Below are 15551 nucleotides of genomic sequence, written 5' to 3'. Positions count from 1 at the left end.
GAAGTGGTGGCACAGCTCAACGAGCAGTACATCGAAAAAGGCACCCCGATGTTCATGCGCACGGTGCTGGCGCTGTTTTCCGGCGGTTTTGCCACCTTTGCCCTGCTCTACTGCGTACAGCCGATGATGCCGGCGCTGTCCCACGAATTTTCCATCAATGCCGCACAAAGCAGCCTGATCCTCTCGGTAGCCACCGGCATGCTCGCCATTGGCCTGCTGATCACCGGGCCGATTTCCGACACCTTTGGGCGAAAGCCGGTCATGGTTGCCGCGCTGTTCTGCGCCGCGCTGGCCACCATCGCCAGCGGCCTGATGCCGAGCTGGGAAGGCATCCTGCTGATGCGCGCACTGGTGGGCCTGTCCCTCAGCGGGCTGGCTGCGGTGGCCATGACCTACCTGAGCGAAGAGATCCACCCGCAACACATCGGCCTGGCCATGGGCCTGTACATCGGCGGTAACGCCATCGGTGGCATGAGTGGGCGCTTGATCATTGGCGTACTGATCGATTTCGTCAGCTGGCACACGGCGATGCTGATCATCGGCGCCCTGGCGCTGATCGCGGCCACGGTGTTCTGGAAAATCCTGCCGCCGTCGCGCAATTTCCGCGCAAGCCGCCTGAACCCGCGCAGCTTGCTCGATGGTTTCACGATGCACTTCAAGGACGCCGGCCTGCCGTGGCTGTTCCTCGAAGCTTTCGTGCTGATGGGTGCCTTTGTGACGATGTTCAACTACATCGGCTATCGCCTGCTGGCCTCGCCCTACGAGCTGAGCCAGGCCGTGGTAGGCCTGCTGTCGCTGGTGTACCTCTCCGGTATCTACAGCTCGGCGAAAATCGGCTCCCTGGCCGACCGCCTGGGCCGCCGTCGCGTACTGTGGGCAACCATCGTGCTGATGCTCGGCGGCATCGCCCTGACGCTGTTTACCCCGCTGTGGCTGGTAGTGCCCGGCATGCTGATCTTCACCTTCGGCTTCTTTGGTGCCCACTCGGTGGCCAGCAGCTGGATCGGCCGCCGCGCACTCAAAGCCAAGGGCCAGGCGTCGTCGCTGTACCTGTTCAGTTATTACGTCGGGTCGAGTATTGCGGGGACGGCGGGTGGTTTCTTCTGGCACTACGCCGGGTGGAACGGGATTGGCGGGTTTATCGTTGCGCTGCTGATCGTCGCGTTGCTGGTGGCGTTGAAACTTGCGAAATTGCCGCCGTTGGCCAAAGGCTAGAGCATCACCAACCGCGCCTCCAGCAAGCTGCCGCGCTTTTCCAGGGTCAGCATCTGCAAGGTGCCGGCCTCCCGTTCCAGGTTTGCCAGCCACATCAACAGCGTTTGCGCCTCGCCGCTGATGGTCAGGCGCAGCTGTTCGTCTTCAAACTCGATCTGCTGCAAGTCCAGGCCCGCCGCCGCTGCGCTGGCACTGACCCTTGAAGACAGAGGTTGCGCGGTCATCGTCTGGGCCTGTTGCGGTTGGGCGCTTTGCACCTGGCGCACCAGGGTCAGTTGCTGCTGGTAGTGGCGCTCGGCGTTGGCCAGCCGCTGATGCGCGGGCTGCCAAAGGAGCTGGTAGGCCAGCGCCGTCGATAAAAACACCGCCAAACCCTTGAGTAAAAATCGGTCGCGCGCTGGTATCGCCTGCCAGGTGTTGAGCGCTGACTGGATCCTGATGTTCATAGCGACTCCTCCAGCATCAGCACCGCCTGCACCCGACGCCCCTCTTTGCTCGCATTGCCGATACGTACCGGCATCCCGCTCTGCTGGCCACGCTCGCGCAACTGCTCCAACTCGCTGAAACTGCTGGCCGTCAGCTGGATTTTCCAGCCGTCACTGGCCCGAAACTCCAGGCGCTGCACGTCGACATCGCCGCCGCCAATTACCTGTTCAGTCAGGCTGACCAGGCGCGACAGCGGTGTCGGTGCGTGGCTGACACCCTGGCCCTGTATTGCCTTGAGTTGCGCGGCAAGGTCGACGATTCGAGTCTGTTGCGGATACAACGCCTGGAATCGCTCTACGCTTTGCCGGTAAAGCTGCTGCGCTTGCCCTTCGAGATATTGAATACGGACTTCCTTGAAGCCCCAATCCAGCATGAGCAGCACACCTGCCGCGATGGCAAAAATCGACCATGGCCAGGCACGCTTGCCCTGGCGAAACTCGCCTTGCAGCAAATCAATCGGCGGGCTCTTGCGCGCCCATAAGGCGTGCTCGATAACGGCCTGACTGGCCGACTCATCCAGCCATCGCAGTGGCTCGCCCAACAGTGCCTCAACGGCCTTCAAGGCCGAGGCAGGCATCGCCAAGCGCGTCTCGCCGCCCAGCACTCGGCGCCCGAACCACTCCACGGCGCCCGGGTTGTCAGCGGGCAGCAGGTCGGCATCCACCTGCACACTGCTCACCTTGATTCCCAGCGTCGCCAACAGTTGCAGCAATACCTTGAAGCGTTCCTTGTGCGTGACCAACACCGAGTAACATCCCTGCCGGTCGCGAACCCCTGCACAGACATGCAAGGCATCCAGGTCCTCGGCCAATTGGTCCTCGATGGCGAAGGCAATCGCCTGTGGACTCGGCCGACGCCTTGAGGGCCATTTTTCGCTGCGAAAGCCGCTGCACATTTCCATCGGCAGCAGCAGATGAATCGCCTGTCCCGCCAGCAATTGGGCAGCCTCACCCAGCAGCAAGTCCTGGCTGTCGCCAGGCGCCCGCCAAACACAACAGGGCCATTGGGCCGACGGTGCAGCCAGGCCATCGGCGCTCAAATGGAGCCAGGTTTTCATCACGGAAATGCACTCAAGAGAGGAGGAAGGAAACGCCGCTGCACCACCTGCAGACGCCGGGACTTACGATCGCGTTCAACCTCACTGGCCAGGCGCAGGCGGCTGGTGCCAAGGCTGACGTCAACGTTGATCCGAAACCAGCGACTGCTGACACCAAGCCCATGGCCGCTCAGTTCGAGACCGGCAATCAAAGGGTCACGCATGAATGCCTGGACGCTGGCATAACCATTAGCAGGCCGTTGGCTGACCAACGCTTGCGCCACCGGCAACGACACACCTTCAAGCATCGCCAGTACCGGCGCGGTGGCGGTGTTGATGTTCAAGCTGGCCTCTCTCGGCAACACGGCAACCCAAGGTTCCAGACGCCGCAACGTTTCACCGTCGATGCCCGGCAGCAGCCGTAACTGGCTGAGCTCGCGCAACGGGCCTGAGCCCGCCAACGGCAATGGTTCCAGACCCTGGGACGCCAACAACCGGGACCAGCGCTGTCGGGTGACCTGATCAACCTGCCCGTCAGCCAACAGCACATTGAGATTGAAGCGTCCCGACAAGTCTTCGACCTGAATGCCGATGTGCGCACCGTCCGCGTCAAAAGGCCAGGCGAGCCGCGCCCACGCCTGCGCCAGGTGCACCACCTGTTGCTCATCGTTACCGACCTCCTTGAGCGCCAACAGGGCCCAGGCTTCTGCCGACAACGCCAACTGGCGCAGCTGCATTTGATGCACCTGCCGGGCGCTGCTTTGCAGCATCACATAATGGCTGCGCAGCATGCCTGCCGTCAGCAGCAGCGCCAAGCTCATGATCAACAACACACTGAGCAGTGCGACCCCGCGCTGGCGGTCTTTCATGGCCGAACCTGCGGCAACGGCACGACCCGTCGAATCTGCTGGAAGCTCCCGGCAGACAGCACGACTTCAAGCGCCTGCGGCGGTGTATTGGCTGCGCCCTTGCCGACCGGCCAGACGCTGCTCCAGCCGTGTTCACCGCCATACAAGCGCCAGCTCAAGAAGCCGACATCGTCGAGCAACTTCTGCCGCACCATCGTCGGCGATTCCAGGCCACGGCTTTCACGCCACAGCACTCGGTTGTCCACCCGGTAGGACACTTGCTGACGCTCACTGCGCGGCAGGTCTTGCGGGTTGCGCCAGTGGGTGCGCACCAGTTGCAGCACCGTGGGGCTAAGCACGATGACCGATGAGTCCACTTGCAGCGCATCCCGCTCGATCACCCCGACCGCTCGTTGCAGTCTGCGCAGGTCCTGTTCATGGCCTGCCGTGCTGCGCTGCACACGCACCACCGTGTCAAACAGGCGCCAGCTGGCGAGCCCCAACAAGGCGAAGATGGCCAGGGCGATGACCAATTCCAGCAAGGTGAATCCGGACTGCTTATTCATCCCGGGCCGTTACCCAGCCAGTGGTGTGATAGACCGGCTGTTCACCGTCACTGCGGCTGACGCTGATATCGACCTGGAGCATGCGCGGGTCGGCGGCGGGGGTGATGGTCTGCTCGATAACCCAGTCACGTCGGTCGAAATGTCGCAGCAGTTGCTGCCGCCCAGGCGATGCGGGCAGCAACCGCAGTTCACTCAGCTGATTGTCAGCCACCCACGCACACTGCACCTGCTCTTGCAGCCTGGCGTTCTGGCGCAACGCGTATTGGCTGGCCGCCATCACCGCGCCAGCCAGCGTGGCGAAAATAACCAGGGCGATCATGACTTCCAGCAAGGTAAAACCCCGGTTCTTCAGCGGGCGATTACGCGCGCGGCGTTTTTTAGCCATCGATCAACAACTCCCCGACACCGTCACTGACAAGGCTCAACCAGGACTGCTCTACGGACACGAACGACAGCACAAACTGGCTGACTTCATCGCTGCTGAGCATGAGCAACTGTGGCGCCGCAATGGCCCCGTCGAGACTCAGGCGCTGGCCTTCCTGCTCCAGGCGCATCCGCAAACCATTGGGCAACGAATGCGCTGACCCGGCGGGCCGCCAGCCCAGTGACTCAAGCCGGAACACCTGATACTCGGCCCCCGACAGGCGCACACCGTATTCACGCCCTTCCATCACCGCCTGCTCGCGCAATTGATGCATCAGTTGCAGCAACTGGCCAGCCTCTTGCCGGGCCTGTCGCCCCGGACTTTGCCCAGCCGCCAGCCCCACGGCACCGAGCACGATGCCGGTCAGCGCAATCACCACCATCAGCTCCAGCAAGGTAAATCCACGACAACGCCTGGGCACGCCCTTACTCCGCCCAGTTGCCGATATCGCCGGCATGGCCTTCGCCCCCGGGCACGCCATCGGAGCCCAGGGAATAGAGGTCGTAACCCCCATTGCCGGAGCGTACGCCGGGGTTCAGGTATTGATACGGTGTGCCCCACGGGTCCACCGGCACACTTTTCAGGTAGCCCTGAGGGTTCCAGTTTTTCGCCGTCGGGGTTCCCGCCGGGCGTTTGCTCAGCGCCTCCAGGCCCTGCAAGGTGGAGGGGTAATGCGTGTTGTCGAGGCGATACATCTCCAGGCTGGTGGCGATCGCCTGGATGTCGGTCCTGGCTGCCGTGACCTTGGCCTGGTCCGGCCGACTCATGAATTGCGGGACGACAATCGCCCCCAGCACGCCGATGATCACTACGACCACCATGATCTCGATCAGCGTGAAACCACGTTGGCCATTGGGCCTTTTTGCAGGAGCGGATTTGCGCACTCAGTTCACCAATTGATTAAGGCTAAGGATCGGCAAAAGAATGGCCATGACAATCAGCAACACCACGCCGCCCATGACCACCAGCATCGCCGGTTCGAACAAACTCACCACCAGCGCGATCCGCGCAGCGAGGCTTTTTTCCTGTTGCTCGGCAGCGCGCGCCAACATCGCGTCCAGCTCGCCGGCGCGCTCGCCACTGGCGATCATGTGCAGCATCAGCGGAGGAATATCCCCACCGGCTTCCAGGCCACGGGTCAGGGTCCCGCCTTCGCGCACAGAACGCGCGACCTCCCTCATGCGTGCGCGAATGGTCACGTTGCCAATCACGGCAGCGGCAATTTCCAAGGCGTCCACCAAAGGCACGGCGCTTTTGCCGAGGATCGCCAGGGTGCTCGCGAACCGCGCCGCTTCCATGGCGCGAAACACGCCCCCCAACAGCGGGACGCGCAACGCCAGGCGGTGCCAATGCCAGCGCCAACGCGACTGGCGAAGGCTCCAGTGCAGCAACGCGACGGCCCCGAGCACCATCAGCAACAGGACCAGGCCATAGGCTCGCAAGCCATGACTCAGCGCGATCATTACCTGTGTCAGCACCGGCAGTGGCTGCCCACTGTCGACGAAGATTTTCACCACGTCCGGCACCACGTAACCCAGCAGGAAACCGACAATCACCACGCAGGCAAACATCAGCAACGCCGGGTAGACCAGTGCCAGCTGAATCCGCTGGCGCGACGCCTGGCGTGCTTCGGTGTACGCGGCCAATTGCTCAAGCACTTGGCCCAAGTGGCCCGAGCGCTCACCAGCCGCCACAGTGGCCTGGAACAATTCCGGAAATGCTCGCGGAAAAGTGCCGAGTGCGGCCGCCAGCGACTGCCCTTCCATCACACGCCCGCGAACCTGTGAGAGCAGGCTGGTGATGCGACGTTTCTGGCTTTGTTGCGCGACGGCTTCCAGCGCTTCCTCAAGGGGCAACCCTGCCTGAACCAACGTCGACAACTGCAAAGTCAGCAATGCCAGCTCACCGGCACTCAAACCGGCCCTGCGGCCCTGCCCCTGAGCGCTGCGCTCGGCCGTCACTTGCACTTGGCTCGGTAACAAGCCACGCTCGCGCAACAGTTGCCTGGCGTGACGCAGGCTGTCGGCCTCTTGCTGGCCCTTGCACCGGCGGCCATGGCGGTCTTGGGCGCGGTAGTCATAAGTGGGCATGCCTAATTCTCCTGAGTGACCCGCAGCAGCTCATCGACACTGGTCAGTCCGTCAAGAACCAGCCGGCGGCCATCCTGAAACAGACTGGGAGACGCAACGCGCGCCTCGGCCAACAGCGCTTGCTCGCTGGCGCCCTGATGAATCAGCGCGGACAGCGCCGGTGTCACGCTGACCAGTTCATAGATGCCAATGCGCCCGCGATACCCTTGCTGGCAATCCCCGCAGCCTCCGGGCCTGAACAGCTGGGGCGACTGCCCCGCATCGAGCCCCAGGCGCTGGCACACAGCGGCGTCCGCCATAACCGGAACCTTGCAGGCCGGGCAAAGTGTGCGCAGCAGCCGCTGGGCCAACACCCCGACCAGGGATGAAGCGAGCAAGTAGGCATCAACGCCCATGTCCACCAGCCGGGTGACGGCGCCGATGGCGCTGTTGGTATGCAGGGTCGACAGCACCAAGTGCCCGGTGAGCGAGGCCTGGACCGCAATTTCAGCGGTTTCGCTGTCGCGAATTTCGCCGACCATCACCACGTCCGGATCCTGGCGCAGGATCGCGCGCAAGCCGCGGGCAAACGTCATCTCGACCTTCGGATTGACCGGTGTCTGGCCTATGCCCGGCAAGTGATACTCGATCGGATCTTCGACGGTGAGGATGTTACGAGTCTGGTCATTGAGGTGGGTCAGCGCGGCATACAGGCTGGTGGTTTTGCCCGACCCGGTGGGGCCGGTCACCAGAAAGATGCCATGGGGTTTGCCCAGCAGAAAATGCAGCCCGGCCAGGGTCTGCGGCGACATGCCCAAACGGGTCAATTGCAGGCGGCCGGCGTGCTTGTCCAGCAGGCGCAACACCACCCGTTCACCGTGAGCCGAGGGCAGCGTGGAAACCCGCACATCCACTTCGTGGCCCGCCAGGCGCAGGGCCATCCTGCCGTCCTGGGGGACACGCTTTTCGGCGATATCCAGGCGCGCCATGACCTTGATCCGCGACACCAGCAGCGTCGCCAACTCGCGCCTTGGGCGAAGCATTTCCCGCAGTTGCCCATCCACTCGCATGCGCACCGACAACGTGTGCTCGAAGGTTTCCAGATGCACATCCGAGGCCTTTTCTCGCACCGCCTCGCTGAGCAAGGCGTTGATCAGCCGGATAATCGGCGCGTCGCCTTGCTGCTCGAGCAAGTCGGCGGTCTGCGGCACCTGGTCCACCAGGCTGAGCAAGTCCAGCTCATCGTCGAGCCCTTGGGCTACTTGCTCGGCGGCGCTCTGCCCCTCGCTGTAAACCTCGGCCAGGCGTATCGCAAACGCTTCGGCGGTGATGACCTGCAGCGGCAGCTCGCGCCCCATCAGGCGACGGACTTCGGCCAGGGCCGACAACGGCGCGTCATTGCGAACCAACAGGTGCTGTTGCGGCGCCACACCTTCGAGCAACACGCCGAAACGCCGGGCAAAGCCGAAGGGCAACGGCTTCATTGCTCCGCAGCTTCCTGCTGACGCAGGTCGAATAATTGTCCGGCGTCGTCGGGCAACTGCAGCGAATGATTTTGCCGTGGCGTCGGCCGGCTCAGTTCCCGCAGGTCCTGATAACGCTGCTGGCTGATGCCGGACAGGTCCTGCCCACTGCGCACGATGGTCGGGCGCAGGAATACCATCAAGTTGCTTTTCGTCTGGGTGTCCCTGCTCCAGCGAAACAACGCCCCCAGATACGGAATATCGCGCAGCAACGGCACGCCGCTTTGCTGGGTGCGCACGCTGTCCTTGATCAAGCCACCGATCACGATGATCTCACCATCATCGGCCAGGATCGTGCTCTTGAGCGCGCGCTTGTTGGTGATCAGGTCCGAGGAGTCGACGCCGGAGACCGCCGGTGCAATATCGGAGACTTCCTGCTCGACCTCCAGGCGCAGGGTCGAGCCTTCATTGATATAGGGCTTGATCTTGAGGCTGATGCCAACATCCTTGCGCTCGACCGTGGTAAAGGGATTGTCTGCACCGCTGCTGTTGGTGGCATAGGAGCCGGTCTTGAACGGGACGTTCTGGCCGACGATGATTTCCGCCTGCTGGTTGTCCAGGGTCAGCAGGCTGGGAGTCGACAATAGGTTGCTGCGGCTGTTGCTCGCCAGGGCCGTCACCAATGCACTGAAATGATCGCCTCCCAGCTTGAGCACGGCGCCTTCTGGAACGATGGTTTTTTCGTCAAGCTTGAGGCCCCCGACAACCGGCAATCCGGTACCGGGGAAGTTGATAAGCCCCGAGGATTTGTTGCCGTTCAATGCCCATTGCACGCCGAGTGCTTCGGAAATATCCCCGGAGATTTCGACGATGGCCGCGTGAATCAACACCTGGGCCCGTGGCTGGTCCAATTCTCGGACGATCCCCTCAAGGGTACGTAACTGCGCAGGCTCGGCAACGATAACCAGGGCATTCTGGTTTTCATCGGCGCGCACCATAAAGGGCGTGGCACCGGCGCTGTCTTTCAGGCTGGTAGAAGTGGGTTGCTTCATGCCTTGGCCCAGGGTGTCGAGCACGTCGGCCAATTGTTTGGCGTCGCTGTAGCGCAGGCGGATCACCCCGGCATTGTCCAGCCGCGCCGGGGCCAAGGTGTCCAGGCTGCGGGCCAGTTGCACCAGGCGTTGGCGCACAACCGGCGGGCCGACGATCAGCAGTCGGTTGCTGCGGGTATCGGCCAGCACCTGAATCCCGCTGTCGGCATTTTGCTTGCCGATGGACGCCTCCATCAGCTGTGCGATGTCTGCCGCCACGCCGTGGCGCACCTCCACCAGCTCATGGGTATTCCTTGCGCCCGAGTCCAGCTGCCGGACGACCTCACCAATGCGACGCACGTTAAATGCTGTGTCGGTAACCACCAGTGCATTGGCCGATACCGACGGGCCAACATAGCCGTTGGGTGAGATCAGCGGTCGCACCAGGCCGGCCAAATCAGAAGCATTGCTGATGCCCAGCGGCATAACCTGCGTGATGAACTGCGCAGAGGCAGGTGTGCGCCCATTCTCAGTCCCGGATCGCGACTTGGCGTGTGCGACCGGGACAATAAGGATCTGGTCACCCTGATCGATCACGCTGAAGTCATGGGCATCCAGCACGCTGTAGAACAGCCGCCGCACGCCTTCGCGGTCCAGCGCCTGACGGGACATGACGGTAATTCGGCCCTGGACTTTCGGGTCGAGGATCACCGTAGTGCCGAGAATGCTGGATATTTCCTCGACCACATCGCGCAATTCGGCATTGTTCATCGTCAACTGCCAGCGTTGTTCCTGTGCCTGCACTGCGCCCAGGTTGAACAAGGTGGCGATACAGGCCACGCCGACAATGCAGCGCATGACGTGACACCTCAAGGTGTTCATGGGCTTAATCACTCCTGGGTTGTTCGGCCATTGGCCTTAGATGACGTGCAGTGGGGTCCGGGAGTGCCTCTGCAGGCGGCGACTCGAGGACCTGGAGAAAACGCTCGCCAACCGGCCGCAGCCTCAACACCTCTTCACGCCCCTGCCGCCAAAGCACTACGTGCCCCGGCTCAACGCGGCGCAACAGACTGCCTCCGGGCAACCGCTCGCCGGCCCGGTAAAAACGTTCACTTTCAGGCCCGGCCAGCAACGCACGGGACTCGCTGTCACTGGCTATCAAAGTGCCGCGCAAGGTCAGCGGTTCGGCGCTGTTCAAAAGGCTGCCGTGGGCTGTCAGGCCCAGTACAGTCGCTACGGCCAGGGTGTTGAGGGGGGCGGGCACCTGCACGGTATTCACGGGCACAGGCGCCTGGACGACCGCCGCCTGCCCTTGGCGAAACTGCCATTCCTGCCACGCTAACATCAGCCCGTAGCCACTGGTCAGGGTCATGGCGAGCACCTTGAGCAGGAGAAAACGTGACATTGAATGCTTCACCACGTTGTCACTTGCAGCTCGACTAACGAAAAGCCATGTTTCTGAGTACCCGAAGACCGAACAGGGCGTGCTTGATCACCGCACCAATGTGCAGGGTCACCAAGATCAACAGCACGGGAGCGTTTACTGCCAAGACACGAGCAGCCTTGAAAAAAAGAACAGTAAAGCCCCACAACTATTGGAATATATAATGTAGCCAACGCCCCATTAACAAACCCTGCCCGCTGCGCAGTTAAGCATTCAACTGTAAGTTGCGAGACATAAGGCCCGAAGAACAATAGCCACACGACAACAACAGCCGACAGCCAATGAAGTGCAGTCTGAGCCTTTGAATAACCAAAACTCTTCATCTGCTGAAACCCAATATTCATCAACTACCTGTTCAGCAAAAGCTGCCCAGGGCAAGTTCAAAGCAACTTGCCCTGGGCCTGTTCAGCACAACGTTTAGATGGGGTCCCAGGCGGTTTGCCAGTGATGGCCTACACCCGGTTCAAAACCATTTGCGGTTGGAATGTATTGCTTGCAATAGCCCGATGCCGGGAACGGCTTGCACTCATAGACTTCACCGGTTTGCGGGTGCAGTACACGGGTGCCGGCTTCATAACTGGCCAGGCCGTCAGGGAATACAAAGTGATAGTCCTTCGCGCCACCCTCACCTGTCAGGTTCACCGGCTGGGTGTCTTGGCGAGTGGTGCGGCCATCTTCGGTAGTACCCAGCAGTATCATGTGGTGAATGCCAGGCTCACTGCGTACATCCATTTCAAGCCAGTTGCTGTTGCCCTTCGCCAGGGTCTTGATCGTGCCTACGGGCTTGTTGCTGGTATTGAACAAGGTGGCTTCGATATTCATGTCGCGGTTGGCGATCATGGCAAAGCGCATCTTTGTCAGACCCTTTTCCAGGACGTACTCGCTGGCAATCGCCGACAATGCCATACGGGCTTCGGTGTCTTCCTTAACGTCCAGCGCCAGTTCGTAGCGGACTACGCCACTGTCTTTCTGTGCGAACAGATTATTCTGACCTTTGACCGGGGCAATGCCGCCCTGCTCGTTGCGTATACCCGCTTGAATCAGGGTCTGGGTGGCGTTGATTTTTTCAGCCAACTTGAACGCCCAGTTCTGCGGTAGGCCTTCCTGCGCATTGTCGATACCGATTTCCACGGTGTGCGCAGCGCTCTCGCCACTGGTCGTGAACGCCCGCGCCTTGACCTTGTCGCCCGGGAGCAAGGTAGCCGAGGGACTGATGCTGCCCACGTTCGTCCAGCCACCTGGCAACTCTGGCTCGGCGAGGATATTCACGTCGACCACGTTGTAAAACGCAGCATCGGTGTCGCCAACGGTCCAGACCCCCAGGATCACGTGTGACCCGTTCTTGTCTTGCGGGATTACACACGCTTGCCTCTCACCGGAAACCGGCAGGACATTGCCGCCATCCCTGGTGCAGAAAGGTGTGCTCTCAAACGAAGCACGCTTGAGCGATTCGTTCGGGTTCCAGCCATTTTTTGTGATGAAGTACTCGTGCTTGGTGGCCGGATGGGCTGCGGTGTAGTGCCAGGAGAACGTAATGTTTCGGTCTTTTATCTCGGTCTGGTGCCAGCGGGTTGCGGACTGCGCGTCCATGGCCGAGAACAGGCCGATGCCGCCGCTGGCGATCTTGCCGTCAACCGGTCCCTGCAAGGGCGCCCCGCCTGCACCGGCTGGAAAGCCCTTGAAGGTTTCACCGACGCTTTGCGGTTCGTACTGAGCACCGCCGCAGTCCTTGTTCAAGCCTTTCTGGCAGAGAAACGCCCGCGACGGAGGATCATTCAAGTAACCATGAGCCAACGCGGTTTGCGCGGGCATCAGCAATACACTCAGCAAGGCCAACGAAGATAAACCACCCCACTGCAATACGTTTTTTTCATTCATAAAATTCATACTCTTCATCACTATTCAACAAAACCCGTGCTAAATGAAACGGACTGCGTTTTCTTAATACTGATTGATCGAGAGGGAATTTTACGGAGCACAAATAAAACTTATGTAGGATAAATCTATTTAAACCATTTGAAAGTTCCTAAACTAACAATGTACTACCTAGCCGAAAGATAACTCTTACAACACCCTGCATTTATAACCGAAAAAACACACGCACAAAACTCCGAAAAGAATAACTTTCCGAAGAATAACGCAATAGATAAATATTGATTCTGAAAGATCACCCTCTTGCTAAAAAGAGGGTGATCTCATTCATGCGGGGAGATTACTCGTGATATTGCGCCGACAGCTCATGCACCGCCCGCAGGAACGCGCCTGCGTGTTCTGGATCAACTTCCGGCGTAATGCCATGGCCGAGGTTGAATACGTGACCGCTGCCTTTGCCGTAGCTGGCGAGGATGCGCCCCACTTCAGTACGGATGGCTTCCGGCTTGGCGTACAGCACGGTCGGGTCCATGTTGCCTTGCAGCGCGACTTTGCTGCCCACGCGGCGACGGGCTTCGCCGATGTCGCAGGTCCAGTCCAGGCCCAGCGCGTCGGCGCCAGCGTCGGCGATGCTTTCCAGCCACAGGCCGCCGCCCTTGGTGAACATGATGACCGGCACTTTGCGGCCTTCGTGTTCGCGGATCAGGCCGCTGACGATTTTGCGCATGTAGGCCAGGGAGAATTCCTGATACGCCGCCGCCGACAGGTTGCCGCCCCAGGTATCGAAGATCTGCACCGCTTGGGCGCCGGCCATGATCTGGCCGTTCAGGTAGGAGGTGACCGACTGCGCCAGCTTGTCCAGCAGCAGGTGCATGGCTTGCGGGTTGTCGTAGAGCATGGCCTTGGTCTTGCGGAAGTCTTTCGAAGAGCCGCCTTCGACCATGTAGGTGGCCAGGGTCCACGGGCTGCCGGAGAAGCCGATCAGCGGCACGCGGCCATTGAGCTCGCGGCGGATGGTGCTGACGGCGTCCATCACGTAACCGAGGTCTTTGTGTGGATCAGGGATCGGCAGGGCTTCGATGTCGGCCAGGGTGCTGACGACTTTCTTGAAACGCGGGCCTTCGCCGGTTTCGAAGTACAGGCCTTGGCCCATGGCGTCAGGGATGGTCAGGATATCGGAGAAGAGGATGGCCGCGTCCAGCTGTGGATAGCGGTCCAGCGGTTGCATGGTGACTTCGCAGGCGAACTCCGGGTTCATGCACAGGCTCATGAAGTCGCCGGCGTGGGCGCGACTGGCGCGGTATTCCGGCAGGTAGCGACCGGCCTGGCGCATCATCCACACAGGGGTGACGTCCACGGGTTGCTTGAGCAGGGCACGAAGGAAACGGTCGTTCTTGAGGGCAGTCATGTCGGCATCCGCAAAAAAAGTGCGGGCATTTTCTCAGAGCGCGACGCAAAAGGCACGGCAAGAGCCGTGCCTTTTGTCTATCGGGTCAATTTGTCGCGGATATGAAAGTGTCGCAAAACAAATGTGGGAGCGGGGCGTGCTCGCGAAAGCGGTGGGTCAGCCAACACATCTGGTGACTGATATACCGCATTCGCGAGCACACCCGCTCCCACATTTTGATCCCATTTCAATCCAGGATCGGGGTCAGACCTGCAGGTAATCCAGGATACCTTCGGCGGCGTTGCGGCCTTCGAAGATGGCCGTCACCACCAGATCAGACCCGCGAACCATGTCGCCACCGGCGAAGATTTTCGGGTTGCTGGTCTGGTGTTTGTACTGGCCTTGTTCCGGGGCTACCACGCGGCCCTGGCTGTCGGTCTGGATTTCGAACTGCTCGAACCACGGCGCCGGGCTTGGGCGGAAACCAAAGGCGATGACCACGGCGTCTGCCGGGATGATCTCTTCGGAACCCGGGATCGGCTCAGGGCTGCGACGGCCACGGGCGTCCGGTTCGCCGAGACGGGTCTCGACCACTTTCACGCCTTCGACGCGGTCTTCACCGACGATAGCGATCGGCTGGCGGTTGTAGAGGAATCTCACGCCTTCTTCCTTGGCGTTCTTCACCTCTTTGCGCGAGCCCGGCATGTTGGCTTCGTCACGACGGTAGGCACAGGTCACCGACTTGGCACCCTGGCGAATCGAAGTGCGGTTGCAGTCCATCGCAGTGTCACCACCGCCCAGCACTACGACCTTCTTGCCTTTCATGTCGACGAAATCTTCCGGCGACTTTTCAAAGCCCAGGTTGCGGTTGACGTTGGCGATCAGGAAGTCCAGAGCGTCGTACACGCCCGGCAGGTCTTCACCGGCAAAGCCGCCCTTCATGTAGGTGTAGGTGCCCATGCCCATGAACACGGCATCGTATTCTTCGAGCAGTTGTTCCATGGTCACGTCTTTGCCGATTTCGGTATTGAGGCGGAACTCGATACCCATGCCGGTGAAGACTTCGCGACGATGGCTCAGTACGGTTTTTTCCAGCTTGAACTCGGGGATGCCGAAGGTCAGCAGGCCACCGATTTCCGGGTTCTTGTCGAACACCACCGGGGTCACACCGCCACGTACCAGCACGTCGGCGCAGCCCAGGCCCGCAGGGCCCGCGCCGATGATCGCGACGCGCTTGCCGGTCGGCTTGACCTTGGACATGTCCGGGCGCCAGCCCATGGCGAACGCGGTGTCGGTGATGTACTTCTCCACCGAACCGATGGTCACCGCGCCGAAGCCGTCGTTGAGAGTGCACGCACCCTCGCACAGACGATCCTGCGGGCACACCCGGCCGCACACTTCCGGCAGGGTGTTGGTCTGGTGCGACAGCTCGGCGGCGGCGAGGATGTTGCCCTCGGCCACCAGCTTCAGCCAGTTCGGAATGAAGTTGTGCACCGGGCACTTCCATTCGCAATACGGGTTACCGCAACCCAGGCAGCGGTGGGCCTGATCGGCCGAGTGCTGGGGTTTGAAGGGTTCGTAGATTTCCACGAACTCTTTCTTGCGTTGACGCAACAGTTTCTTCTTCGGATCTTTGCGCCCGACATCGATGAACTGGAAGTCGTTATTCAGACGTTCAGCCATGTTAAAACCTCATCAAACTCTTCAGGC

15 protein-coding genes are annotated in these 15551 nt (G+C 60.9%); 1 reads left to right on the top strand and 14 read right to left on the bottom strand.

Annotated elements, in window-relative coordinates; translation table 11 throughout:
* Positions 1-3: 3 nt before the first annotated feature.
* Positions 4-1215, top strand: a complete 1212-nt coding sequence (locus AU074_RS15630; RefSeq protein ID WP_371916628.1) for an MFS transporter — start codon at positions 4-6, stop codon at positions 1213-1215.
* Here the strand turns inward: AU074_RS15630 and gspM are convergent.
* From gspM to AU074_RS15560, 14 genes are all read right to left on the bottom strand, one after another.
* Positions 1212-1661: a type II secretion system protein GspM gene (gene gspM, locus AU074_RS15625; protein WP_076015461.1), complete on the bottom strand. Its 450-nt coding sequence runs from the start codon at positions 1659-1661 to the stop codon at positions 1212-1214. The genes AU074_RS15630 and gspM overlap by 4 nt on opposite strands.
* Positions 1658-2758 (bottom strand): type II secretion system protein GspL, encoded by a 1101-nt coding sequence (gspL, locus tag AU074_RS15620; protein ID WP_076015460.1) that lies wholly within the window; start codon positions 2756-2758, stop codon positions 1658-1660. The genes gspM and gspL overlap by 4 nt, the downstream gene beginning before the upstream one ends.
* Positions 2758-3606, bottom strand: coding sequence for a type II secretion system protein GspK (locus AU074_RS15615; protein ID WP_076015459.1), 849 nt, complete (start codon positions 3604-3606; stop codon positions 2758-2760). Before AU074_RS15615 ends, gspL begins: the two co-directional genes overlap by 1 nt.
* Positions 3603-4151, bottom strand: coding sequence for a type II secretion system protein GspJ (locus tag AU074_RS15610; RefSeq protein ID WP_076015458.1), 549 nt, complete (start codon positions 4149-4151; stop codon positions 3603-3605). The genes AU074_RS15615 and AU074_RS15610 overlap by 4 nt, the downstream gene beginning before the upstream one ends.
* Positions 4144-4536 carry a type II secretion system minor pseudopilin GspI gene (gene gspI / locus AU074_RS15605; RefSeq protein WP_143503589.1) on the bottom strand — a complete coding sequence of 131 codons (393 nt, stop codon included), beginning with the start codon at positions 4534-4536 and terminating at the stop codon, positions 4144-4146. The genes AU074_RS15610 and gspI overlap by 8 nt, the downstream gene beginning before the upstream one ends.
* Positions 4529-4996 (bottom strand): type II secretion system minor pseudopilin GspH, encoded by a 468-nt coding sequence (gene gspH / locus AU074_RS15600; protein WP_076015457.1) that lies wholly within the window; start codon positions 4994-4996, stop codon positions 4529-4531. The genes gspI and gspH overlap by 8 nt, the downstream gene beginning before the upstream one ends.
* A 4-nt stretch (positions 4997-5000) precedes the next feature.
* Entirely contained in the window at positions 5001-5459 is a 459-nt protein-coding gene (gspG, locus tag AU074_RS15595; RefSeq protein WP_076015456.1) for a type II secretion system major pseudopilin GspG, read from the bottom strand.
* Positions 5460-6665 (bottom strand): type II secretion system inner membrane protein GspF, encoded by a 1206-nt coding sequence (gene gspF, locus AU074_RS15590; protein ID WP_076015455.1) that lies wholly within the window; start codon positions 6663-6665, stop codon positions 5460-5462.
* A gap of 2 nt (positions 6666-6667) precedes the next feature.
* Positions 6668-8128, bottom strand: coding sequence for a type II secretion system ATPase GspE (gene gspE / locus AU074_RS15585; protein ID WP_076015454.1), 1461 nt, complete (start codon positions 8126-8128; stop codon positions 6668-6670).
* Entirely contained in the window at positions 8125-10020 is a 1896-nt protein-coding gene (gene gspD / locus AU074_RS15580; protein ID WP_076015453.1) for a type II secretion system secretin GspD, read from the bottom strand. Before gspD ends, gspE begins: the two co-directional genes overlap by 4 nt.
* A 4-nt stretch (positions 10021-10024) precedes the next feature.
* Positions 10025-10543 carry a type II secretion system protein N gene (locus AU074_RS15575; protein ID WP_256576914.1) on the bottom strand — a complete coding sequence of 173 codons (519 nt, stop codon included), beginning with the start codon at positions 10541-10543 and terminating at the stop codon, positions 10025-10027.
* Positions 10544-10999: 456 nt separating this feature from the next.
* Positions 11000-12460, bottom strand: coding sequence for an N-acetylglucosamine-binding protein GbpA (gene gbpA / locus AU074_RS15570; RefSeq protein ID WP_076015451.1), 1461 nt, complete (start codon positions 12458-12460; stop codon positions 11000-11002).
* 334 nt (positions 12461-12794) lie between these two features.
* Positions 12795-13862 carry a uroporphyrinogen decarboxylase gene (gene hemE, locus AU074_RS15565; protein ID WP_076015450.1) on the bottom strand — a complete coding sequence of 356 codons (1068 nt, stop codon included), beginning with the start codon at positions 13860-13862 and terminating at the stop codon, positions 12795-12797.
* A gap of 243 nt (positions 13863-14105) precedes the next feature.
* On the bottom strand, positions 14106-15524 hold the full coding sequence (locus AU074_RS15560) for an FAD-dependent oxidoreductase (RefSeq protein ID WP_076015449.1): 1419 nt from the start codon (positions 15522-15524) through the stop codon (positions 14106-14108).
* Positions 15525-15551 lie beyond the last annotated feature (27 nt).

It is taken from the genome of Pseudomonas sp. ATCC PTA-122608 (assembly GCF_001952855.1).
Lineage (GTDB): Bacteria > Pseudomonadota > Gammaproteobacteria > Pseudomonadales > Pseudomonadaceae > Aquipseudomonas.
The sequence above is the reverse complement of the archived record's forward strand: the minus strand, read 5'-3'. Positions and strand labels throughout refer to the sequence as shown.